A 22397-nucleotide genomic window follows, 5' to 3' on the forward strand; every position below is an offset into this window, starting at 1 on the left:
GCGATCACCGGGATCTGGGACTTCTTCGCGATGGTCGCGAGGGCGTCGGCGTCGTCCTGGGTGGGGCAGGCGACGCGGACGATCTGGCAGCCGGACGCGGTGAGTTCCGCGATCTGCTGCAGGGTGGCGCCGATGTCCGACGTGCGGGTCGTCGTCATCGACTGCACCGACACCGGGGCCCCGCCTCCGACTGCCACCGGCCCGACGTGGATCCGCCGCGACTGCCGCCGCGGTGCGACCGGCCGGGCCGGCACCTCGGGAACACCCAAGGGGACGGCGGTCATCGCGTCACTCCCGGTTTCCGGAGACGGTCTCGCGCATGGCCCGCAGCGACTCCTTCAGGGAGCCCATGGTGGCGAGGACGGCGGTGGGCTCGTAGCCGCAGTGCGCCATGCAGTTGGCGCAGCGCGGGTCCTTGCCGCGGCCGTACTTGTCCCAGTCGGTCTTCTCGATGAGTTCGCGGTACGTCGGCACGTACCCGTCGCTCATCAGGTAGCAGGGGCGCTGCCAGCCGAAGAGCGAGTAGTTCGGGATCGCCCACGCGGTGCACGGGAAGTCGACCTTGCCCTCGAGGAAGTCCAGGAAGAGCGGGGAGTGGTTGAGCCGCCACTTCTTGCGGTTGCCGCCCGCGAAGGCCTTCTTGAACAGCTCCCGGGTCTGCTCCACACCGAGGAAGTGCTCCTGGTCGGGGGCCTTCTCGTAGGCGTACGCGGGCGAGATCATCATCTCGTCGACCTGGAGGTCGTCGTTGAGGAAGTTGAGCACCTCGATGATCGTCTGCGGGGTGTCGGTGTTGAAGAACGTGGAGTTGGTGGTCACCCGGAAACCGCGCCGCTTGGCCTCCTTGATGGCCTCCACCGCCTCGTCGAACACACCCTCCTTCGCCACGGACTCGTCGTGCCGCTCCCGCAGCCCGTCGATGTGCACCGCGAAGGCGAAGTAGGGAGAGGGCTTGAATTTGTCGATCTTCTTACGCAACAGCATCGCGTTGGTGCACAGGAAGACGTACTTCCGCTTGGCCACCAACTGGCGCACGATCTCGTCGATCTGAGGATGCATCAGGGGTTCGCCGCCGGCGATGGAGACCATCGGCGCACCGGACTCCAGCACCGCGCCCACGGCCTGGGCGACCGGCATGCGCTGCTTGAGCACACCCGCCGGGTGCTGGATCTTGCCGCAGCCCTCGCACTTGAGGTTGCAGGCGAAGAGCGGTTCGAGCTCGACGATCAGCGGAAACTTGTCCCGCCTGCGGAGCTTCTGTTCAGCCAGGTATGTAGCGACCTTGATGGACTGACGCAACGGCATGGCCATCTGGCTCACCTCCGGGGGAGCAGCAAGGAACGGTGCCATTCGAAAAATGCGGGAAGAACGGAACGAAGAACGCGGAAAGCCGATATTCCACCGCGCACCGTCCCGATCCGGACGAGTTCATGTTCGGGAGCGTCCACGACCACCCGTACGGCCGCAACCGGCCGCTCACCGATGCGGACGGCGCTCAGCAGCGTCGCCGCCGACTCCATGTCGACCGCGATCGCGCCGGTCGCGAGCAGCTGGGACCGCTCGGGACCGCGTACGACGTGGTCGGAGCCGGTGAGCGGGCCGGTGTGGACGGTGCGTCCGGGCAGCAGACGCGCGAGTTCCTTGACGAGCAGTTCGGTGCCCACGCAGGCGACGGTGCCGCGCGGGTCACGGGTCTCCTCGGCGACCACCAGGTCGCCGGGGTGCATACCGGGGGCGAGCCCGGCGCAGAATCCGGTGGCCAGCACCGCGGCCTCGGTGAGGGCGTCTTCGGCCAGGCACCGGATGACGGACCGTTCCGCCGCACGGGGGCCCATGCCCGTGCGCACGAAGCTGACCGGCCCGCCGGCACCGCCGCCCTGGTCGCCGGTGCGCAGGGCGAGGTGCTCGATGCCGAGGGCGCAGGCGATCAGCAGCGGGGCCGGGACGGGCTGGGTGCTCACCTCAGCTCACCCGGGCCCCGGACAGCGGTTTCCTGGTGAGCAGGCCCCGCTCGAAGGGGTCGCCGTGCAGGTACCGGCCGAGCGCGGTGAGCGGGAAGACCTGCCGGTAGAGGTGGTAGTTGATGGAGAAGTCCCAGGGGAAGCCGGTACCGGTGAAGTACGGCTCGTCCCAGGTGCCGTCCTCCCGCTGGGTGCCGGCCAGCCACTGGATGCCGCGTTCGACGGCCTTGGAGTCCTTCTCCCCCGCCGCGAGCAGCGCCATCAGCGCCCACGCGGTCTGCGAGGCGGTCGAGGCGCCCCGGCCGCTCCATTCCCTGACGTACTTGTAGGAGCGCAGGTCCTCGCCCCAGCCGCCGTCGTCGTTCTGGACGCCCTCCAGCCAGGCCACGGCCCGCCGGATCGCGGGGTGCGAGCCGGGCAGCCCCGCCGCGGTGAGCGCCGGTACGACGGACCCCGTGCCGTAGACGTAGTTGACGCCCCAGCGGCCGAACCACGAACCGTCCGGCTCCTGTTCGGCCAGCAGCCAGTCGATGCCCCGGCGGGCCCGCGGGTCGTGCGCGAGTCCCTCGGCGGCGAGCATCTCCACGACGTGCGCGGTGACGTCCGCGGACGGCGGGTCGATGACCTCGCCGAAGTCGCAGAACGGCAGCCGGTTGGGGAACGCGCTGGTGTTGTCGACGTCGAAGGCGCCCCATGCGCCGTTCCTCGACTGCATCCCGAGGTTCCAGCGCACCGCGCGCCCGATGGCCTTGTCCACGCGCTCGGGGTCGTGGTGCCGGACCCGCCGCAGCGCGAGGGCGACCTCGGCGGTGTCGTCGATGTCCGGGTAGTTGTCGTTGTGGAACTCGAACGCCCAGCCGCCCGGCGGGAGTCCGGGCCGCTTCACAGCCCAGTCGCCGGGCCGGACGATCTCCTCGCCGAGCATCCAGTCGGCCGCCTTGACCAGCTGGGGGTGGTCGACGGGGAGCCCCGCGTCGACGAGCGCGATGGTGGCGAGGCAGGTGTCCCACACCGGGGACTGGCAGGCCTCGATCATCCGGGCGCCGTCCTCGCGCCACACGGCGAAACGGTCCAGCGAGGCGAGGCCCTCGCGCATCACCGGATGCTGGAGGTCGTAGCCGAGCAGGTGCAGGGCGATGACCGAGTACACGGCCGGAGGCTGGATGCCGCCCCAGCAGCCGTCGTTCTCCTGCCGCTCGATGATCCAGCGGGCGGCGGCGTTCATCGCGGCCTTGCGGAGTCTCTTCGGGGCGACCTTGCGGAACTGGTGCAGCGCCTTGTCCAGTCGCTGGAAGGCACCGTCCCAACTGGCCACCGGGGCGAGCGGCTTCGCCGGGTTCGGGTGGGCCGGGTCGGTGTGCAGCTCGTCCAGCGGGAAGGGGGCGGGGCGCACGGGGCGCACGGCCGAGACGACGGTCAGCGGCACGATGGTCTGCCGGGCCCAGCACCCGAAGTCGTAGATGTTGAGCGGCATCCAGGTGGGGAACCAGATGAGTTCCGGCGGGAGTTCGGGCAGGTCCTCCCACTTCCACCAGCCGAAAAGGGCGAGCCAGATCCGGGTGAAGACCCGGGCGGCGGCGATACCGCCGCGCTCGCGGATCCAGGCGGATGCCTTCGCCATGTGCGCCTCGTCGGGCGCGTCACCGGCCAGACGCAGGGCGACGTACGCCTCGATGGTGGTGGACAGCTCGCCGGGCCCGCCGTAGAAGGTGGCCCAGGTGCCGTCCTCGCGCTGCTCGCCGCGGATGAACCTGGCGGCGGCCCGCGTGGTGTGCTCGTCGCGGATTCCCAGGAACTGGCGGAGCAGCAGGTCCTCGGCGTCCATGGTGACGTTGGTCTCCAGGTCGCCCTTCCACCAGCCCTGGGCGTCCTGCCGCGCGAGCAGGAAGTCGGTGGCGCGCCGGGCGGCGCGAGCGGCGGCTTCTTGTACCCCGGCCGTCTCGGGGGTGGTGAGGGTGGTGTCGCTGGCCGCGGCAGCTCGGGACGGCACAGTCGCCCCGGTGCTTCCGTCGGTCGTCGCTGTCATGGCTTCCCCTTCGTGCAGTCGTGCGAGTCGTGCTGCTGTGGGTCCGCCGTCGGCCGGTGTCCGCACCATCCTGCGGCACCGGCCGGCGACTACGCGAGGTGTGTTCGACCGATAGGGATCATCTCTTTCGTACGACGACGAAGTCGGCGAGCGCCGTGAAGGAGTCACGCACCCGCGCGGGCATGTCGACGGCGTCGAGGGCCTCGATGGCGACGGTGTGCTGGCGGCGCGCTTCCTCGGCCGTCCAGGCGCGGCCGCCGGCCTCCTCGATGAGGGCCGCGCGGGCCGCGAACTCCTCCTCGGAGAAGTTCTCGAAATCGCTGCTCTTGGCGTCCGCGGCGAGGATCTCGCCGAGCCGCTCGGAGGCGGGGCCGCCGGCCGCGAGCGCGGCGACGACCGGCAGCGACTTCTTGCGCTGGCGCAGGTCGCTCCAGGTCTGCTTGCCGGTGGCCTCCGGGTCGCCCCAGATGCCGAGCAGGTCGTCGACGGCCTGGAAGGCGAGGCCGAGGTGGTAGCCGTACTTCTCCAGCGCGTCGGCGGTGGCGTCGTCCGCGCCGCCGAGAACCGCGCCGATGGAGCTGGAGGCGGCGAGCAGCGCGCCGGTCTTGTTGCCCTCCATCTCCAGGCACTCCTCGACGCTGACCCGGTCGCGGTGCTCGTAGGAGATGTCCTGCGCCTGACCGTCGATCAGGGCGCGGGTGGCGGTGGTCAGCCGGCGGGTGGCACGGCCGGCCTCCACCGTGCCGAGCTCCAGCAGGATCTCGTTGGCGAGGGCGAACAGGGCGTCGCCGACCAGGATGGCCTGGGCGGGGCCGTGCACCTTCCAGACGGTGTCGCGGTGCCGGCGCTGCTCGTCGCCGTCCATCAGGTCGTCGTGCAGCAGCGAGAAGTTGTGGACGAGTTCGACGGCCACGGCACCGGGGATGCCCACCTCCGGCGCGGCGCCGGTGACCTCGGCGGAGAGCACGGCGAGCGCGGGACGCACGGCCTTGCCGCCGTCGCCGTCGGCCGGGTTGCCGGCTGCGTCGATCCAGCCGAAGTGGTAGGCGGCGACGGTGTCCATGGGAGACGCCAGCCGGTCGACGGCCGCACGCAGGACCGGTGTGGCCAGGGTCCGCCCGCGCTCCAGGAGCGCGGTCACGTCCACCGCGGTCTCCCGAGCGGGCGTCGAGGCCGGGGGAACAGTGGGCACAGTCTCTCCTCTTGTTGCGGTGCCGGGGGTGCGGGGGCCTGCCGGGCCGTGCTGATCGAGCATCAGGCCGCCTCCTCGAACTCGAAGAGGTGGCGGGGGCGGGGCCGGCCCAGGGCGCTCAGCGCGGCATCGGCCGCGCTCACTCCACTGCGGACCGCACTCTCCATGGTCGCGGGCCACCCGGTGGCGGTCCACGCTCCGGCCAGGTACAGGCCGGGGGCCTTGGTGCGGGCGCCGGGCCGCAGCCGCCCGACGCCCGGGGTGGGGGCGAACGTGGCCGTGCGCTCCCGGGTCACGAAGAAGTCCGACACCACGGCGCCGCGGGTACCCGGGATCAGCCGCTCCAGCTCGGGCAGGTAGCGCTCGCGCAGTTCGGCGACCGGCAGGTCGATGTCCGTCTGCGCGGCCGACTGGGAGAGCGCGAGGTACTGGCCCTCGGCGAGGCCGGAGGCGTCCGTGCGGTCGAAGACCCACTGCACGGGGGTGCCGAGGGCCGCGAAGAAGGGGCGCGCGAGCACTTTGCGGTCGTAGACGACATGGACGTTGAGGATCGGCGCGGTGCCGATCCCCAGCAGCCGCTCGGGCGCGTCGAGGGCCCCGGGCGGCAGCAGGTCGTGGGCCTCGCGCTGGGGTACGGCGAGGACGACCGCGTCGGTTTCGATGCGCTCGCCGGGAACCTGAACGCTCCAGGCGCCGTTCTCGTTGGTAGAGACGGAGGTGACGCGTGTACGGACCTCGGTACGGACGCCCGCGGAGTCGAGCGCCTTGCGGGCCAGCCGGTCGTGCAGTTCGCCCAGCGGCACGTGGGCCCAGCCGATGTCGGCCGCGCCCGGGTCGGACAGCAGACCGGTCTTGAACACCATCGCGGCGAGCCCCAGCGAGGCGTCGCCCGCGACCGCGTTGAGGGTGGCGACCCCGACCAGGTCCCACAGGGCCTCGACGGCGCGCGCCGACTGGCCGTGCGTGGCCAGCCAGCTGCCGAAGTCCTGGGTGTCCAGGGCCGGATCGGCGAGGTCGAGCCCCTTCAGCGCGAGCGCGGCCCGCCCGACCGCGGCGCGCTCGGCGAGCGAGAGGTGCGGATAGGTGGCCAGGCTGCGCCCCAGGTGGAGGGGGACGGGCAGCGGGTCGCGCCGCAGCCGGCCGAGCCGTCTGCCCTCGGGCTTGGCGACGTCCACGACGGGCACGTCCAGGCGGTCCTGCAGCGGTGCCAGCGCCGTGCCCCGGATCCTCTCCAGGAACCAGCGGTAGGCGGTGCAGCAGCGCAGGTAGACGTGCTGGCCGTTGTCGACGGTCAGTTCGCCGCGCTGGAAGGAGAAGGCGAGCCCGCCCAGCCTGGGCCTGCCTTCGAGCAGGGTGACACGGACGCCCGCGTCGGCGAGCGCGAGCGCCGCGGTGATCCCGGCGAGCCCGCCGCCGACCACGACGGCGCGGCGGCCTGCGGCGCCTTCCGGCTCCGCGGTGCCGTGCGCCGGTGCGGGGCGGGAGCCGTCGCTCATGGTGCGTCCTTCCGTGCGAGCGCTCCGCGGGCCGTGCCGTGACGGGCCGTCGGTCGTCTGCGGGCCCGTCGTGGCTGATCGCGCGGTTCCCCGCGCCTGTCCGGGCCGCCTGCACGGTCGGCCGTCGCTGTCAGGGACGCCACGTCGCTGCCGAGGGTTGCCTCGCCCGTGTCTCCTCGTTCGGTGAGGTCCATCAGGCGCGCCTCCTGGCGGACCGCGGGGAGACGTGGCGGGTCACATGCCGGGTATCCAGGCCGGACAGGCCGCGTACGGCGACGTAGGCCTTCTCGCGCCCGGGCAGCGAGACCCGGCCGCGCAGCACGGCCTCCGGCTCGCGCTCGATGCGGTCCAGCAGCCGGCGGTAGATGCCGGCCATGGCGGCCACGCAGGCGCCGCTGCGCCGGTCGAGCATGGGGAGCAGCCGGTAGCCCTCGGCGAAAAGGGCGCGGGCCCGCCGCACTTCGAAGTGCACGAGGCCCGCGAAGTCGGAGCCCTCCGGTGGCGTCGGCCCGTCGAAACCGGCCGAGCAGCCGAACTTGGCGAGGTCGTCGGAGGGCAGGTAGGTACGGCCGCCGGCCGCGTCCTCGCGGACGTCCCTGAGGATGTTGGTGAGCTGCAGGGCGAGGCCGAGCGTGTCGGCGTACTCGGACGCGCGCTCGGCGCCGCGCGCTCCCGGTTCGGTGCCGAACACGCCGAGCGAGAGACGGCCGATGGCACCGGCGACACACCGGCAGTAGGCCTTCAGGTCGTCCCAGGTCTCGTAGGTCTCGCCGCGCACGTCCATCTGGACGCCGTCGATCAGTTCGTCGAGGCCGCCGAGCGGGATCGGGAAAGCGCGTGCCGCGTGGGCGAGGGCGACGGCGACCGGGTCGGTGTCGTCCTCCTCCACCCCGCCCTCCCGGACCCGGGCGAGCAGCGCCCTGGTGTCCTCGAGCCGCTTCAGCTTCACCTCGCCGGCCAGGTCGCCGTCGCCGATGTCGTCCACGCGCCGGGAGAACGCGTACAGCGCCGACATGGCGCGGCGCTTGGGCGTGGGCAGCAAGCGGATGCCGTAGGCGAAGTTGCGGGCCTGCTGCCCGGTGACGGCCTCGCAGTAGCTGTAGGCGGCGAGTACCGGTGCGGACACGTGCGACGGAGAATCCACGGTCCGGATCACCCCTCTCCTCGCAGGATCACGCCCGCCTCACGCAGCAACTGGACCTTGCCGGATCGGGGCGGGCCGGGAAGTACGTCGTATTCGGCGGCGGCGATCGCGCCGATCGCCGCCCTTCCCCCCGCCACGAACCCTGCGAGCAGCAGCTTCAGTCTGCCGTGGACGCTACCCACCAGGGGGGCGCCTTCATTCAACAGATCGCGGGCGCGTTGTGCTTCGTATGCAACCAGGGTGCGCACCGATGCGCTCGCGGTTTTCGCGGAGAGATCCGTTTCCTGGACGTGAAAGCGCTTCATGTCCGCGGCCGGGAGGTAGATCCGGTCGCGGCCGAGGTCCTCGGCGACGTCCTGGAGGTGTTCCACGATCTGCAGCGCGGTACAGATCGCGTCGGACAGCCGGATCCGCTCGGGGCTCGAGGTGCCGGTGACGGCGAGGACGAGGCGGCCGACGGGGTTGGCGGACAGTTCGCAGTAGGCGAGGAGGTCGTCGTAGGTCTCGTAGCGGGTGACGAGCTGGTCCTGGCGGTTGGCGGCGATCAGGCCGAGGAAGGGCTCGGGGGTGAGGGAGCGGCGGCGGACGGTGGGCTGCAGCCGGCGCAGCAGCGGATGGCGCGGGGTGCCGTCGAAGACCCGGCGCAGGTCGGCCTCGAACGCGTCCAGGAGGACCAGGCGGTCCTCGGCCTCGGCCGGCGACACGCCGAGCATCCGGGCGTCGGCTCCGCCCGGGGCGAGATCGCCGTCGCCGATGTCGTCGACCAGGCGTGCGAAGCCGTAGACGGCCATGAGGTCGTCGCGCCACGCCCGGGGCAGGAAGAAGGGCGCCACGGGAAAGTTCTCGCTCGTGGCCTTGCCCAGGGTGGCGCGCTCCAGGTCCGGCGCCGTCTCGGTGGCCGTCATCGGGCGCTGCCCGCGGCGGGGACGGCACATGCTGCGTTGAGCTGGGGAGTTTCCGTAGCCATTGCCGTCACATCTCCCGTTCTACACTGCCGACCCAATACACACTATTTCGGACACGCCGCCCGGCAATTAGCGGGGGCGCCCCGGCGCAGGGTGTCGCGCATTATCGCCCCACTTGCCGCTTTCCGGCACTGGTACAGCTTACGTTGTACAACGCAGCGAGGTCCGTCGGGGTGTCCTGCGCATCACAACAACACACCGATTGGTTCCAAGATTCCTTACCGCAGCCGGAGTTGACGGTTCCTTTACAGACGCGGGACCCCGCCGGACGGTTTCCGGCAGGGCCCTGTCCGAAACGGACTACTTGCCCGTGAACTTCTCGTACTCCTTCAAAACCTCTTCGGTCGGTCCGTCCATACGCAGCTCCCCTCGCTCCAGCCACAGGACGCGGTTGCAGGTGTCGCGGATCGACTTGTTGTTGTGGCTGACGAGAAAGACCGTTCCAGCCTCCTTGCGCAGTTCCCGGATGCGGTCCTCGGAGCGCTTCTGGAACTTGCGGTCACCGGTGGCGAGCGCCTCGTCGATCATGAGGACGTCGTGGTCCTTCGCGGCGGCGATGGAGAACCGCAGCCGGGCCGCCATGCCCGAGGAGTACGTGCGCATCGGCAGGGTGATGAAGTCGCCCTTCTCGTTGATGCCGGAGAAGTCGACGATGTCCTGGTAGCGCTCCTTGATCTGCTCCCGGGACATCCCCATCGCGAGACCGCCCAGGATGACGTTCCGCTCGCCGGTCAGGTCGTTCATCAGGGCCGCGTTGACGCCGAGCAGCGACGGCTGGCCGTCGGTGTAGACCCTGCCCTTCTCGGCGGGGAGCAGGCCGGCGATGGCGCGCAGCAGCGTGGACTTGCCGGAGCCGTTGGAGCCGATCAGACCGATGGCCTCGCCGCGGTAGGCGACGAAGGAGACCCCGCGCACGGCGTGCACCTTGCGTACCCCGCGTGCGTCGTCGGAGCCTCGCTTCAGGATCCGGCTCAGCGCGGCCGTGGCACTGCCCTTGCCGGTCCTGGCGCCGTTGACCCGGTAGACGATGTGCAGGTCGTCCGCGATGACGGTGGGGCGGCGCTCCCCGGCGTACTGCTCGGTGTTCTGTCCGGTGCTCTGCTCGGTGTTCCGCTCGGTGTTCTGCTCAGCCACGGCCGTACCTCTCCTCCGCCTTCCAGAAGTACACGAAGCCGCCGGCGAAGACGACCACGGCCCAGAACAGTGCGATGACCCACACGTGCGGCGGCAGGTTCGAGGCGCCGTAGCCGTCGATCAGCGCGTAGCGCATCAGGTCCATGTAGACCGCGGCCGGGTTGACCTGCAGCAGCCGGACCGCGATCTCGGAGCGGCCCTCCATCATCTTGTTGATGGAGAACATGACGCCGGAGGTGTACATCCAGGTGCGCAGGACGAACGGCATCAGCTGGGCCATGTCCGGCGTCTTGGCGCCCATGCGGGCCACGATCAGCGCGAGCCCGGTGTTGAAGAGGAACTGCAGCACCAGGACCGGCACGATCAGCAGCCAGGACGCGCTCGGGTAGCTGCCGAAGCCGATCGCCACGACGAACATCACGATCATCGAGAACAGCAGCTGCTGGAGCTGCTGCAGCGAGAAGGAGACGGGCAGCGAGGCGCGCGGGAAGTGCAGGGCGCGTACCAGCCCCAGATTGCCGGAGATCGCGCGGACGCCCGACATGACCGAGCTCTGCGTGAAGGTGAACACGAACACACCCGTGACCAGGAACGGGATGTACACGTTCTGGGGCAGACCGCGGCTCGCGTGCAGGATCACGCCGAAGATGAAGTAGTACACGCCCGCGTTGAGCAGCGGTGTCACCACCTGCCAGAGCTGGCCGAGCTTGGCCTGGCTGTACTGCGCCGTCAGCTTCGCCTGGGAGAAGGCGAGGATGAAGTGGCGCCGCCCCCACAGCTGGCGGACGTACTCGGGCAGCGAGGGCCGGGCGCCGCTCACGGCGAGCCCGTACTTGGCGGCGAGCTGCGCCGCCGTCAGTCCCTCGTCGGGCGACGGTATCGCGCTCACCGCGACACCGCCGTCATGCGTTGTGTGACTCACGAGTGGAAATCCGGACTCTCTCGGGTAAGAACTTGCTCTCTTCAGGTAAGAGAAGCTTCTCAGATCGCCGGAGTACGGCCCAGCCGGGTCGGTCAGATCACGGGAGGACGACCCAGCCGGGTGAGCCGCCACACCGTGCGCCAGCGCATCGGGCGGCGGGGGCCGCACGGGGTGGTCCAGCCCTCCTTGAAGCCGCCGAACCAGGCCTTCAGGGCCGGTCCGGAGGGGCGGCGCAGCAAGGTGAGCAGCAGCCAGACGCCGAGGTAGACGGGGACCAGGGGCGCGGGGAGGTTGCGGCGGGCCAGCCACACGCGGTTGCGGGCGACCATGCGGTGGTAGACCGCGTGCCGCGAGGGCGCGGTCGTCGGGTGGTACAGCACCATGTCGGACCGGTAGTCGATCATCCAGCCGGCGTCGAGGGCCCGCCAGGCCAGGTCGGTCTCCTCGTGGGCGTAGAAGAACTCGTCCGGCAGCCCGCCGACCTCCGCGAACACCCGGGTGCGTACGGCGTTGGCGCCGCCGAGGAAGGTGGTGACCCTCGAGGAGCGCATCGGGTCGGAGGCGCGCAGCCGGGGCACGTGGCGGCGCTGGGTCTCGCCGGTCTCGGGGTCGGCGATACGGAAGCTGATGATGCCGAGCTCGGGGTCGGCCTCGAACGCCTCACGGCACAACTGCGCGGTGTCGTGCCGGGCGAGCAGGCCGTCGTCGTCGAGGAAGAGCAATATGTCGACATCGCGGCCGCTGGGCCCGAAGGCCTCCGTGCCGACGTTGCGGCCGCCGGGGATGCCCAGGTTCTCGGGCAGCTCGACGGTCCGTACGCCCTCGGGAACGTCCGGGACGGGCGAGCCGTTGCCGACGACGACCACCTCCACCCGGTCGCCGTCCTGTTTGGCCACCGAGTCCAGCAGGACTCGCAGCTCCTCGGGCCGGTTGCCCATCGTGATGATGACGGCGCCGACCTTCATGGCACTCACTTCAGCCTGCTCGAGGCGAGGATGGACACCAGGTGCAGCAGCGTCTGCAGCAGGGCGATGCCGGCCAGCACCGCGACACCCAGCCGGGAGAAGAACAGGTCGCCCCGCACCTGGTCGGCGACCGCCAGGACGAGGATCAGCAGGGACGCCTCGATGCCGAGGATCAGCCGGTGGAACTTCAGCGCGGCGGCGGCCCGGCGGGCCAGCGCCATGCCGGAGGTGCGCATCTCGGCGGCCGCCTCCTTGACCGGGGGCTTGCCGGCCTGGTGGCGGGCGACTCCGACCAGGTCGGTCTCGGCCTTGATGAGGATGGCGCCGAGCGCGGCCAGCGTGCCGAGGAAGGCCCACAGCCAGTCGATACGGCCGCCGCCCCACAGGTCGGCGGCGCGCAGCCCGAAGCCCACGAGCACGGCGGCGTCGGTGAGGTAGGCGCCGACCCGGTCCAGGTAGACCCCGTTCAGCGAGTACTGCTTCTTCCAGCGCGCGATCTCGCCATCGACGCAGTCCAGCAGCAGGTACATCTGGACGCACACCATGCCGAGCACGGCGCCCCAGATCCCCGGCACCAGGAGTGCCGGGGCCGCGAGCACGCCGAAGACGGTCATCAGGTACGTGAGCTGGTTGGGCGTGACCCTGGTGCCCACCAGGTAGCGGTCGACCCGCAGGGACACCTCACGCATGTAGAGGCGTCCCATCCAGTGCTCACCGCTGCGCCGGTCCTTCACCCCCGCGGGGTGGACGACCGGACGGAGTTCAGCTACCGATGGCCTTGACATAGTCGGCGTAGATGTCCTTGATCTGGTTCGTCTTGAGGTCGAGGTGTTCGAGGATCGTGTAGCGGCCGGGCCTGGTCTCGGGAGCGAACTCCACGGCGCGGACGAACTCGTCCACGGTGAAGCCGATCTCCTCCGGCAGCACCGGAAGCCCGTGCCGGCGCAGCACCTCGGCCGTGTGGACCGACTCCTCGTGCGCCCCGCGCAGGTACGTCGCGAAGGCCGCGCCGAGTCCGCACTGCTCGCCGTGGGCGGCCGCCCGTTTGGGGAACAGCAGGTCGAAGGCGTGGTTGATCTCGTGGCAGGAGCCGGAGGACGGGCGGGAGTCACCGGAGATCGACATCGAGATGCCGCTGAGGACCAGTGCCTCGGCGAGCACCTGGAGGAAGTCGTTGTCGCCGATGCCGCCGGGGTGCCTGAGCACCGCCTCCCCGGCCTGGCGGGCCATGGCGGCGGCGAGACCGTCGATCTTCTCGCCGTTGACACGGTTGGACAGCTCCCAGTCCGCGACCGCGTTGATGTTGGAGATGGCGTCGCCGATACCGGCCCGGACGAAGCGGGCCGGGGCCTCGCGGATCACGTCCAGGTCGATGACGACCGCGATCGGGTTCGGCACACCGTAGGAGCCGCGGCCCGCGTCGTTGTCGAGGGTCGCGACCGGCGAGCACAGGCCGTCGTGCGCGAGGTTCGTCGGCACGGCGACCAGGGGCAGGCCGATGCGCGCCGCGGCGAACTTGGCGCAGTCGATGATCTTGCCACCGCCGAGGCCGACGACGGCGTCGTAGTGGCCGGACTTCATCTCGCCGGCCAGCCGGATGGCGTCGTCGAGGGTGCCGCCGCCGACCTCGTACCAGCTGGCGCCGGGCAGCGAGGGGGCGATGCGCTCGCGCAGCTTCGAGCCGGAGCCGCCGCTGACGGCGACGGCGAGCCGGCCGGACTGCGCGATGCGCTCGTCGGCGAGGACACAGGCCAGGTCGTCCAGGGCGCCCGGGCGGATGTCCACGACGACCGGCGAGGGAATCAGCCGGGTCAGTAGTGGCACGCGATCCCCCGTCCCTTGGCGAGGTCCTCGTGGTTGTCGATCTCGACCCACTTGACGTCGCCGATCGGTGCCACGTCGATCCGGAAGCCGCGGTCGACCAGCTCCTGGTACCCGTGCTCGTAGAACTGCTGCGGGTCGGTCTCCCAGACCGTCTTCAGCGCGTCGGCCAGCTCGGGGGCGGCGTCGCCCTCGATCAGGGTCACGCCGATGTACTCGCCGGTCGCCTCGGCCGGGTCCATCAGCTTGGTGATCCTCGTCATGCCCTTCTCGGGGTCGACGACGACCTTCATCTCCTCGTCGGCCAGGTCCTTGACGGTGTCCAGGGCCAGGATGATGCGGCGGCCCTCGCCACGCGCGGCGAGCAGCGTCTTCTCGACGGAGACGGGGTGGACGGTGTCGCCGTTGGCGAGGATCACGCCGTCCTTGAGGGCGTCACGGCCGCACCACAGGGAGTAGGCGTTGTTCCACTCCTCGGCCTTGTCGTTGTCGATGAGGGTGAGCTTGAGGCCGTACTTCTGCTCCAGGGCCGCCTTGCGCTCGTACACGGCCTCCTTGCGGTAGCCGACGATGATCGCGACCTCGGTCAGCCCGATCTCGGCGAAGTTGCCGAGGGTCAGGTCGAGCACCGTGATCGAGTCCTCTATGCCCGCGGGCCCCACCGGCACCAGCGCCTTGGGCAGGGTGTCGGTGTAGGGGCGCAGACGCCGTCCGGCGCCGGCCGCCAGCACGAGGCCGATCATGCGGGTTCTCCTTCGTCGTGTACGGCGGGCGCCCCAGCGGACACCCAGAAGCGGATGCTCTCGACGAGCACCACGAGGGCGACGGCCACGGCGAGGACCGTGAGCGCGGTCGTGAACTGCGAGGCGGTGAGCACCGCGGCCAGGACGGTGACGAGCAGCGTCCGCCCCTCCTGCCCCCCGATGGCACGCACCAGCCAGGCCGGGGGCGCTCCGGCGTTGCCGCGGATGCGGTACACCGTGTCGTAGTGATGGTAGGCGACGGCGGCCACCAGGCCGAAAGCCGCGGGGAGGGCGCCGTTCACCCCGGCTTTACCGGCGAGGACGAGGACGGTGCCGTACTCGGCGGCGCGGAAGAGCGGCGGGATCAGCCAGTCGAGAGCGCCCTTGAGGGGGCGGCACAGCGCCCAGCCGGAGGTGGCGGCGTAGACGGCGGCACCGACGACGGGGTCCCCGGCGAAGAGGCTCAGGGCAAGGACGGCCACACCCGCGAGCGCCACCGGGAGCGGGGCGCTGGGGAGGTTGCGCGTGAGGCGGATCACGAGGGCGGAGACGGGGCCGTTGTCGGCCAGGTCCACCAGCGCCTGCGCCGCCCGGTCCGTCCGCTGCGCCCTCCGCGTCACCGAGCGCAGCACGCGACCGGCCGTGGTGTACGTCGCCGCGAAGGCGCAGCCGATGAGCAGGACGTAGAAGGTGATGCGGGGGGTCGTGGCCGCCGTCAGGATCGCGATCATCGCCCAGCGCTCGCCGATGGGCAGCACGATCATCCGCCGCAGCCACACCGTCCAGCCGACGCTGTCCAGCTTGTCGGAGAGGGCGGCGGTGGGGCTGGTGTTGGCGGTGGCGTCGTGGTTGGCCTCGTTGAAGGAGAAGTCGACCACGTGCCGGCAGGTCTGCAGGATCATCGCGCCGAGGGCGAGGGCCCACACGTCGTCGCCACCCCGGGCCGCCCCGAGGGCGAGGCCGGCGTAGTAGGCGTACTCCTTGGCCCGGTCGAAGGTCGCGTCGAGCCAGGCGCCGAGCGTGGAGTACTTCAGGGCGTAGCGGGCGAGCTGGCCGTCGGTGCAGTCCAGCACGAAGGAGGCGATCAGCAGCACGCCGGCCGCGACGAAGCCGCCGCGGGTGCCGGTCGCCGCGCAGCCCGCCGCGATCAGGGCGGTGAACAGCGAGGCGGTCGTGACCTGGTTCGGGGTCAGGCCGCGGCGGGCGCACCAGCGGGCGATGTAGCGCGAGTACGGGCTGATGAAGAAGGTGGTGAAGAACCCGTCGCGGGACTTCACGGCCGACTTCAGGCGTACGGCCTCGTCGTCGACGGCGGCGACGGCCTGCCGCGCCTCGTTGCGCGCCTGCGGGTCGGCGGGGACGGCGGCGACCAGGCTGCCCAGCTCGGGCTGGTGCACCTCGCAGCCGTCGGTGTCGAGGGCGGCGACGATCCGGTCGGCGAGGCTGTCCACGGCCAGCGCGGTGCCGCCGCCGGCCGAGGTCTCGCGGGCCAGGGCCCGGGTCACCGCCTGCCGGGCGGCCGGCTGGGCGGTGACCGCACCGGGGATCGCGGAGAGCGGGAAGCGCGGGTCGGTCAGGCCGAGGCGCAGCGCGTGCGGGTGTCCGACGAAGCGGGCGTCGACGAGGGCCACGCGGTCGGCGGCCGGAGCGGCGGCCAGCAGCGCCTCGGTCTCGGCGGCGTCCGCTGCCACCCGGACGTCGAAGCCGAGCGACCGCAGATCGTTCTCGAGCAACGATCCGGGGACCGGCTGACCGGTGACGATGGCGGTCGGCAACCGAACTCACTCCCTGGGTGCCGGCGCGCGGGCGCCGGTCTCTCACGTGGTGGGGCGCCCTGCCTGTGGCACCCGGGCGGCATGTCGGCAGAGGCTATCGGATGGGCGGGAGACCGTGTTCACCGGCCGTTCACGGCCCGGCCCACGGGGGCTGCCCCGGCCTTTGCCGCGATCATCATCGGTGATCCGGGGGCCGGCCCACAAACCCGTGGACGCAGACCCGGGCGAAGCGCCCCGAAGGGGCGCGGGGAACCGCGCGGCCGGCCACCCGCGCCCCGGACCCGGCACCCGGCACCCGGCACCCGGCACCCCGCCTCGGGCATCGCCCTCTCCCCCGGCACCCGCACCACCGGGACGGCTCCGCATAGGGTGGACGACCATGACGTGGCTGATCACCGGCGGAGCCGGATACATCGGGGCGCACGTGGCACGGGCCATGGCCGGCGCCGGGGAGAGCGTCGTGGCGCTGGACGACCTGTCGGCCGCGGTGCCCGAGCGGCTCCCGGCCGAGGTCCCGCTGGTCGCGGGTTCGACGCTCGACGGGGACCTGCTCAAGCGGGTCTTCGCGGAGTACGGGGTCACGGGCGTCGTCCACCTCGCCGCGCGCAAGCAGGTCGCCGAGTCGGTGGCCCAGCCCACCCGCTACTACCGGGAGAACGTCGGCGGCCTCGCCACCCTGCTGGACGCGGTCGCCGAGGCGGGGATCGACCGCCTGCTGTTCTCCTCGTCGGCGGCGGTGTACGGCAACCCGGACGTGGACCTGATCACCGAGGACACCGCGTGCGCGCCGGTGAACCCCTACGGCGAGACCAAGCTGGCCGGGGAGTGGCTGGTGCGGGCGGCCGGAAGGGCACACGGAATCTCCACGGTCTGTCTGCGCTATTTCAACGTGGCGGGCGCGGCGGCGCCGGAGCTTGCGGACACGGGCGTGTTCAACATCGTGCCGATGGTGTTCGACCGGCTCACCCGTGACGAGGCGCCGAGGATCTTCGGCGACGACTACCCCACGCCGGACGGCACCTGCATCCGGGACTACATCCATGTCGCCGACCTCGCCGAGGCCCACCTCGCGGCGGCCCGGCGGCTCGCCGGCCAAGACCTGTCCGGAGATCTGACGCTGAACATCGGGCGGGGCGAGGGTGTCTCGGTGCGCGAGCTGGTCTCCCTCATCGGGGAGGTCACCGGGGACCGCCGGGAACCGGTGGTGCAGGGGCGCCGGCCCGGGGACGCGCCCCGTGCGGTCGCCTCGGCCGAGCGGGCCGCCGGGCAGCTGGGCTGGCGGGCCCGGCGCGGGGTGCGCGAGATGGTGGAGTCGGCCTGGCAGGGCTGGCAGCTGCACCACGGCAGGTGAGGCGTGCCGTGGCGGGGAGGCGTACCCGCCCTGACCTGCGGAACGTTTTAGCAGGTCAGGGCACATGACAACGGTGTTCAGTGCCGCGTTGCCCGATACCCCCCACCCGTAGTTCACTGGGCCCTGCCGGACGGCTACGGAAGGGCGGTTCTCATGGGGGCAGGGCACGACCACGGGCACGCGCACACGCATGCGCCGGCCACGGGTACGGCCGCGGCCGCGTACCGGGGCCGGCTGCGGATCGCACTGGGGATCACGCTCACGATCATGGTCGTGGAGATCGTCGGCGGTCTGGTCGCGGACTCGCTCGCGCTGATCGCGGACGCGGCCCACATGGCGACCGACGCGGTGGGCCTCGGCATGGCCCTGCTGGCGATCCACTTCGCCAACCGCCCGGCGAGCACCAACCGCACCTTCGGTTACGCCCGCGCCGAGATCCTCGCCGCCCTGGCCAACTGCCTGCTGCTGCTCGGTGTCGGCGGATACGTCCTGTACGAGGCGGCCCAGCGCTTCGTGACGCCCGCACAGACCCGTGGCGACCTGATGGTCGTGTTCGGACTCATCGGCCTGGTCGCGAACAGCATCTCGCTGACTCTCCTGATGCGCGGGCAGAAGGAGAGCCTGAACGTGCGCGGGGCCTTCCTGGAGGTCGCCGCGGACGCGCTGGGCTCGCTGGCGGTGCTGATCTCCGCTGCGGTGATCCTGACCACCGGATGGCAGGGCGCCGACCCGGTGGCCTCGCTGGTCATCGGCCTGATGATCGTGCCGAGGACGCTGAAGCTGCTGCGCGAGACGCTGGACGTGCTGCTGGAGGCGGCCCCGAAGAACGTCGACATGGCCGAGGTGCGGGCGCACATCCTGGCGCTGGACGGCGTGGAGGACGTGCACGATCTGCACGCCTGGACGATCACCTCCGGCATGCCGGTGCTGTCGGCCCACGTGGTGGTCCGCTCGGACGTACTCAGCGCCATCGGCCACGAGAAGCTGCTGCACGAGCTGCAGGGCTGCCTCGGCGACCACTTCGACGTGGAGCACTGCACCTTCCAGCTGGAGCCGGTCGGGCACGCGGAGCACGAGGCACGGCTGTGCCACTGACGGCACGGGGCAGGCGGACCCGAACCGACGGGGTGCGAACGTGAGTTCGACACCCGCCCCGGACGGTTCCGTGATCGCCTGACCGGGCACGATGATCTACCGGGTCCCACTTCCGGTGTCGCCACGCGCGCGGACGTGCCGGGAAGTGCCGGGAGTGCCGGATTCGTACGGCAGACTTGGGGTGCGAAGACCGAGGCGAAGGATGGGTATGCCGATCACACCTGCCACCGCGACGCACAGCTCGTCGAATGGCACCGCAGAGGCGATTTTGCTGGAACTGGTCGACGAGAAGGGTGTGACGATCGGCACGGCGGAGAAGCTCGCCGCCCACCAGCCGCCGGGACAGCTGCACCGCGCGTTCTCGGTGTTCCTCTTCGACGAACAGGGCCGGCTGCTGCTCCAGCAGCGGGCGCTCGGCAAATACCACTCCCCCGGCGTGTGGTCCAACACCTGCTGCGGCCACCCGTACCCGGGCGAGTCGCCGTTCGCCGCCGCGGCCCGGCGCACGTTCGAGGAACTGGGCGTGTCCCCCTCGCTGCTGGCGGAGGCGGGCACGGTCCGCTACAACCACCCGGACCCCGCCTCGGGCCTGGTCGAGCAGGAGTACAACCATCTGTTCGTGGGCCTGGTGCAGGCGCCGCTCGCGGTGGACCCGGAGGAGGTCGGGGACACGGCCTTCGTGACGGCGGCCGAGCTGGCGGCGCGGCACGCCTGCGATCCGTTCTCGGCCTGGTTCATGACCGTCCTGGACGCGGCCCGTCCGGCGATCAGGGAACTGACGGGCCCGTCCGCCGGCTGGTGAGCGGCTCCGCGGCACGGGCCTGAGCGGCTGCTACGGCAGCGCTGCGGGCGTGAGCGGCTCCATGGGCAACGCCGCGAGCGTGACAGCTGTTCCGGGGGCGTCACCCGCTTGAGTGAATCTGCGGCGGCGTTGCGGAGCGTCGGCGGCACCTGCAGCGGCGTCACCGAATGAGCGGCTCCGCGGCACGGGCTCGGGTCGGCTCTGCGGCGGCGCGGGGCCCGAGCCGCTCCTACGGCAGCGCCGTCGGCTTGAACGGCAGGGCGGCCCAGATCACCTTGCCGCCGCTCGCGGTGTGCTCCACGTCGACCATGCCGCCCGCCTCCCGCGCCACCTCGCGGACCAGCAGCAGGCCCCGGCCGCCGGTCTGGCCGTGGTCGGCCTCCAGCGCGGTCGGACGGTAGGGGTGGTTGTCCTCCACGGACACCCGCACCCACTCGGCTCCGACGGCGACCTCCACGGCCAGCATCGGCGACAGCAGCGCCGCGTGCCGCACCGCGTTGGTGACCAGCTCGGAGACGATCAGCAGCAGGCCGTACTCCAGCTCGTCGGAGACCGGCACGCCCTGGCGCAGCAGCAGGTCCCGTACCGCGTGCCGGGCCTGCGGGACCGAGGCGTCCACCGCGGCGGCGGTGAACCGCCAGACGCCCTCGTACGGCAGTGGATCGGGCGGCCGTACGGCCTCTGGGCGCGGGCCGTCCCCGCGCCCGTGGTTGTCCATCGTCCGGTCGCCACCCTCGCGCTCGATTGTCACCACACGTCGAGTGTTGGTAACGATCCGCCGCGGACCTCGTACCTGAACACAAGTCAGCAGGTATCGAGCGGTTCCTGACCGAGTGAGTATGACACCGTCACCTGTGGGACCTGTTCCTGTCGCCCGGACGTCGGTTCCCGAACTAATCAGCTCGTACGGGTTTGAGTGCCGCTACTCCGAGACGAGCCCGACGACACGGCGCCCGCCGTAGCCGGTGGCCACGAGGCCGAGGCCGTCGAAGAGCAGGGCGAGCGAGAAGAAGGCGCCGATGACGTACTGGCTGCTGCTCGGCCAGTGGCCGAGGACCAGGATCCCGAGCAGCAGGTCGAAGACGCCGAGGAGCAGCGTCCAGCCGAACTGCGGACCACGCACGATCACGCTGCCGACCAGCCGGAAGAGGCCCGCGGTGAGGAACAGCAGCGCGGCGAACATGGTGAGGGCGGCGGCCGCCGCGTGCGGCAGCCGGATGACGATGACGCCGGCCGCGATGTTCAGGGCGGCGACGATGACGCCGAGCCAGAAGAAGCTCGTGCCCCGGGCCTGGACCGCGTGCAGGAGGCCGACAATCCCGCCGATCAGCAGCAGCCAGCCGAACAGCAGCATCGAGGTGAGCGTGGCGACGCCGGTGTAGACGAGTCCGACGAGCCCGGCGAGCACGAGGATCACGCCGAGTGCGGCGAGCCAGCCGAAACCGTGGCGCAACTTCGCCACCTTGTCCTTGGGCTTGTGGGTGCCGACTCTCATCATCACCGCCTCCTAGGTCACCTCCGTTTGTCACCCTCCTTCCTTGTTTGTCCCCGCTGGACGGGATTCGGTAACGCCGGGGTGAGGCCCTCCTGGGAAGCCGGCCCCCCGATACCATCCGGCGCATGGAGCCCCAGCTGTCGCACCGTGTCGAAGGCGCGGTCGCCACCGTCGTCATCAGCAACCCGGCCAAGCGCAACGCCATGACCGCCGCGATGTGGCGGGCACTGCCGCCGCTGCTGGACGACCTGGCGGCCGACCCCGGCGTACGGGCCCTGGTGCTCACCGGCGCGGGCGGGACCTTCTGCGCGGGCGCGGACATCTCCACGCTCCAGGGGTCACCGGACGAGGCCCAGGGACTCGCCGTGGCGGCCGAGGAGGCGCTCGCCGCCTTCCCCAAGCCGGCCCTCGCCGCGGTGCGCGGGCACTGTGTGGGGGGCGGGGCGCAGCTCGCGGCGGCCTGCGATCTGCGGCTGGCCCAGGAGGGCGCCCTGTTCGGGGTGACACCGGCGCGGCTCGGCATCGTCTATCCGGCCTCCTCGACCCGCCGGCTGGTGTCGCTGGTGGGTCCGGCCACCGCCAAGTACCTGCTGTTCACGGCCGAGCTGATCGACACCGGGCGGGCGCTCGGCACCGGGCTCGTGGACGAGGTGCTGCCGGAGGGCGAACTGGACAAGCGGGTGGCGGAGTTGACGCGGGTCCTGGTCTCCCGCTCACAGCTGACCCAGGCCGCCGCGAAGGAGTTCGCGAACGGCAGGACCGACCGGGACGCCCACTGGGCGGCCCGGGCACGCGGCAGCGACGACACGGCGGAGGGCGTCGCCGCGTTCCTGGAGCGCCGGCAGCCGCGGTTCACGTGGAGCGTGTCCGCGTCCGGCTGAAGCGGCTGCCCGCCCGCAGTTCCTCGACGAGGTGCCCGGGTGCCTTGTCGGGGGAACCGGCGTCGTAGGGCGGCTGGGGGTCGTACTCCGTCAGCAGCTGGACGGCCTGGGCGTGTTCGTCGCCCGCGATCCGGCCGGTCAGGGTGAGCGCCATGTCGATGCCGGAGGAGACCCCGGCGGCGGTGACGTACTTTCCGTCGGTCACGACCCGTTCGCCCGTCGGTTGCGCGCCGTACTCCCTCAGCAGGTCCAGTGCGGCCCAGTGGCTGGTCGCCCGGCGGTCGCGCAGCAGTCCCGCGGCCGCGAGCAGCAGCGAGCCCGAGCAGACCGAGGTCGTCCACGTACTCGTCGCGTCCGCCGCGCGCAGCCAGCGCAGCAGGGCCGGGTTCTCCAGCTGGGCCGTGGTGCCGGGGCCGCCCGAGACCACCAGCAGGTCGGGGCACGGCACCTCGTCGAGGGCCTTGTCGGCGGTGACGGCGAGAAAGCCGGTGTCGGTGCGTACGGGGCCGGGCCGCTCGGCGACGAAGGTGAGGTCCGCGTCCGGGAGCCGGCTGAGGATCTCGTAGGGCCCGACGACGTCCAGGGCGGTGAAGCGGTCATAGACGACCAGGGCGATCTGCATGGGTTCG

Annotated in this window: 22 protein-coding genes; 4 read left to right on the forward strand and 18 right to left on the reverse strand. The window is 71.5% G+C overall.

Annotated elements, in window-relative coordinates; translation table 11 throughout:
- The 15 genes from ACZ7HQ_RS37875 to ACZ7HQ_RS37945 form a co-directional block, all read right to left on the reverse strand.
- A partial coding sequence (locus ACZ7HQ_RS37875) for a flavodoxin-dependent (E)-4-hydroxy-3-methylbut-2-enyl-diphosphate synthase (protein WP_470999927.1) occupies positions 1–284 on the reverse strand: 284 nt, incomplete at its 3' end.
- Positions 285–288: 4 nt separating this feature from the next.
- Positions 289–1311, reverse strand: coding sequence for an adenosyl-hopene transferase HpnH (gene hpnH, locus ACZ7HQ_RS37880; RefSeq protein WP_470999929.1), 1023 nt, complete (start codon positions 1309–1311; stop codon positions 289–291).
- Between the two features lie 5 nt (positions 1312–1316).
- Positions 1317–1961 carry a phosphorylase family protein gene (locus ACZ7HQ_RS37885; RefSeq protein ID WP_470999931.1) on the reverse strand — a complete coding sequence of 215 codons (645 nt, stop codon included), beginning with the start codon at positions 1959–1961 and terminating at the stop codon, positions 1317–1319.
- A 1-nt stretch (position 1962) separates the two neighbouring features.
- Complete coding sequence (gene shc / locus ACZ7HQ_RS37890; RefSeq protein ID WP_470999933.1) at positions 1963–3987, reverse strand: squalene--hopene cyclase; 2025 nt, start codon at positions 3985–3987, stop codon at positions 1963–1965.
- A gap of 118 nt (positions 3988–4105) precedes the next feature.
- Positions 4106–5242, reverse strand: a complete 1137-nt coding sequence (locus ACZ7HQ_RS37895) for a polyprenyl synthetase family protein (RefSeq protein ID WP_470999935.1) — start codon at positions 5240–5242, stop codon at positions 4106–4108.
- A complete protein-coding gene (gene hpnE / locus ACZ7HQ_RS37900; protein WP_470999937.1) occupies positions 5242–6675 on the reverse strand; it encodes a hydroxysqualene dehydroxylase HpnE in 1434 nt (477 codons plus the stop codon). The genes ACZ7HQ_RS37895 and hpnE overlap by 1 nt, the downstream gene beginning before the upstream one ends.
- A gap of 193 nt (positions 6676–6868) precedes the next feature.
- Positions 6869–7831 (reverse strand): presqualene diphosphate synthase HpnD, encoded by a 963-nt coding sequence (hpnD, locus tag ACZ7HQ_RS37905; RefSeq protein WP_470999939.1) that lies wholly within the window; start codon positions 7829–7831, stop codon positions 6869–6871.
- Entirely contained in the window at positions 7828–8724 is an 897-nt protein-coding gene (gene hpnC / locus ACZ7HQ_RS37910) for a squalene synthase HpnC (RefSeq protein WP_470999941.1), read from the reverse strand. The genes hpnD and hpnC overlap by 4 nt, the downstream gene beginning before the upstream one ends.
- A gap of 360 nt (positions 8725–9084) precedes the next feature.
- Positions 9085–9831 carry an ABC transporter ATP-binding protein gene (locus tag ACZ7HQ_RS37915; protein WP_471000043.1) on the reverse strand — a complete coding sequence of 249 codons (747 nt, stop codon included), beginning with the start codon at positions 9829–9831 and terminating at the stop codon, positions 9085–9087.
- A gap of 79 nt (positions 9832–9910) precedes the next feature.
- Positions 9911–10840 (reverse strand): ABC transporter permease, encoded by a 930-nt coding sequence (locus ACZ7HQ_RS37920; RefSeq protein ID WP_470999943.1) that lies wholly within the window; start codon positions 10838–10840, stop codon positions 9911–9913.
- Positions 10841–10932: 92 nt separating this feature from the next.
- Positions 10933–11805, reverse strand: coding sequence for a glycosyltransferase family 2 protein (locus tag ACZ7HQ_RS37925; RefSeq protein ID WP_471000045.1), 873 nt, complete (start codon positions 11803–11805; stop codon positions 10933–10935).
- A 5-nt stretch (positions 11806–11810) separates the two neighbouring features.
- Positions 11811–12590 (reverse strand): CDP-alcohol phosphatidyltransferase family protein, encoded by a 780-nt coding sequence (locus ACZ7HQ_RS37930; RefSeq protein WP_470999945.1) that lies wholly within the window; start codon positions 12588–12590, stop codon positions 11811–11813.
- Positions 12568–13629 carry an iron-containing alcohol dehydrogenase family protein gene (locus tag ACZ7HQ_RS37935; protein WP_470999947.1) on the reverse strand — a complete coding sequence of 354 codons (1062 nt, stop codon included), beginning with the start codon at positions 13627–13629 and terminating at the stop codon, positions 12568–12570. The genes ACZ7HQ_RS37930 and ACZ7HQ_RS37935 overlap by 23 nt, the downstream gene beginning before the upstream one ends.
- Entirely contained in the window at positions 13617–14369 is a 753-nt protein-coding gene (locus tag ACZ7HQ_RS37940) for a phosphocholine cytidylyltransferase family protein (protein WP_470999949.1), read from the reverse strand. Before ACZ7HQ_RS37940 ends, ACZ7HQ_RS37935 begins: the two co-directional genes overlap by 13 nt.
- Positions 14366–16144 carry a DUF5941 domain-containing protein gene (locus ACZ7HQ_RS37945; RefSeq protein ID WP_470999951.1) on the reverse strand — a complete coding sequence of 593 codons (1779 nt, stop codon included), beginning with the start codon at positions 16142–16144 and terminating at the stop codon, positions 14366–14368. The genes ACZ7HQ_RS37940 and ACZ7HQ_RS37945 overlap by 4 nt, the downstream gene beginning before the upstream one ends.
- Positions 16145–16523: 379 nt before the next feature.
- Between ACZ7HQ_RS37945 and galE the strand changes: the two genes are divergently transcribed.
- From galE to idi, 3 genes are all read left to right on the forward strand, one after another.
- A complete protein-coding gene (gene galE, locus ACZ7HQ_RS37950) occupies positions 16524–17495 on the forward strand; it encodes a UDP-glucose 4-epimerase GalE (protein WP_470999953.1) in 972 nt (323 codons plus the stop codon).
- Between the two features lie 153 nt (positions 17496–17648).
- Positions 17649–18590 carry a cation diffusion facilitator family transporter gene (locus ACZ7HQ_RS37955; RefSeq protein WP_470999955.1) on the forward strand — a complete coding sequence of 314 codons (942 nt, stop codon included), beginning with the start codon at positions 17649–17651 and terminating at the stop codon, positions 18588–18590.
- Between the two features lie 208 nt (positions 18591–18798).
- On the forward strand, positions 18799–19392 hold the full coding sequence (gene idi, locus ACZ7HQ_RS37960) for an isopentenyl-diphosphate Delta-isomerase (RefSeq protein ID WP_470999957.1): 594 nt from the start codon (positions 18799–18801) through the stop codon (positions 19390–19392).
- Positions 19393–19621: 229 nt separating this feature from the next.
- On the opposite strand, the gene ACZ7HQ_RS37965 is transcribed toward idi, so the two are convergent.
- Positions 19622–20110: an ATP-binding protein gene (locus ACZ7HQ_RS37965; protein WP_471000047.1), complete on the reverse strand. Its 489-nt coding sequence runs from the start codon at positions 20108–20110 to the stop codon at positions 19622–19624.
- Positions 20111–20314: 204 nt separating this feature from the next.
- Complete coding sequence (locus tag ACZ7HQ_RS37970) at positions 20315–20890, reverse strand: HdeD family acid-resistance protein (protein WP_470999959.1); 576 nt, start codon at positions 20888–20890, stop codon at positions 20315–20317.
- A gap of 122 nt (positions 20891–21012) precedes the next feature.
- Here ACZ7HQ_RS37970 and ACZ7HQ_RS37975 point away from each other — a divergent pair, with 122 nt between their 5' ends.
- Entirely contained in the window at positions 21013–21768 is a 756-nt protein-coding gene (locus tag ACZ7HQ_RS37975; RefSeq protein ID WP_470999961.1) for an enoyl-CoA hydratase/isomerase family protein, read from the forward strand.
- Here the strand turns inward: ACZ7HQ_RS37975 and ACZ7HQ_RS37980 are convergent.
- Positions 21740–22390: a DJ-1/PfpI family protein gene (locus tag ACZ7HQ_RS37980; RefSeq protein ID WP_470999963.1), complete on the reverse strand. Its 651-nt coding sequence runs from the start codon at positions 22388–22390 to the stop codon at positions 21740–21742. The two genes, ACZ7HQ_RS37975 and ACZ7HQ_RS37980, sit on opposite strands and share 29 nt — an antisense overlap.
- Positions 22391–22397 lie beyond the last annotated feature (7 nt).

The sequence above is a fragment of the Streptomyces sp. NPDC037290 genome, from assembly GCF_055603245.1.